The sequence below is a fragment of the Streptococcus suis genome, from assembly GCF_002960425.1.
GTDB classification, from domain to species: Bacteria; Bacillota; Bacilli; order Lactobacillales; family Streptococcaceae; genus Streptococcus; species Streptococcus suis_S.
This window is the reverse complement of sequence record NZ_POIZ01000084.1, coordinates 1-491: the sequence shown is the minus strand read 5'-3', so window position 1 is coordinate 491 and position 491 is coordinate 1. Positions and strand designations below refer to the sequence as shown.

The window sequence follows — 491 nt, the reverse complement described above, 5'->3', positions numbered from 1 at the left end:
GGGTCCACCTCAGTACCTGGATTCTTAGGATCTTCTGGGGTGACGGTTACTACTTTTTCTCTTACGACGACTTCAAATGGTTGGTCTGTAGCCTTATCTGTGTCGAAGACTTGTCCACCTTCTTTGGTGAAGCCATCTGTCACCACTTCATAACCTTGGTTGGTGAGCTCTGTAATACGAGCTGTGGTGGTGTAGTTAATCGGCTCGCCTGACTTACCTGTGACTTCATCGACAGTACCAAGCGTTTTACCTTTGTCATCTTTGTAGGTGATGGTGGCTTTTTGAGCGTCCTTCACATATCTAACGATAACTTCAGTGTCTGGATCAGTTGCCGGAACATCCTGAACAGCTTCGACACTTGCCTTGTCTGGTGTGTAACCTGCAATAGCTGGTGTGTCTACTTTGTCGAAGTCATCATCAGTTGAGGTCCAGTCACCATAAGTCACTTCTTTAGTCACTAGGTTAACGGTCGCAGTACGTTTGTAGGTCAG

1 protein-coding gene is annotated in these 491 nt (G+C 46.6%); it reads right to left on the bottom strand.

All coding sequences use genetic code 11. The annotated features are described in order from the left end of the window. The coding region (locus C1G57_RS11160) for a mucin-binding protein (RefSeq protein ID WP_419579859.1) at positions 1 to 491 on the bottom strand (491 nt) is incomplete at both ends.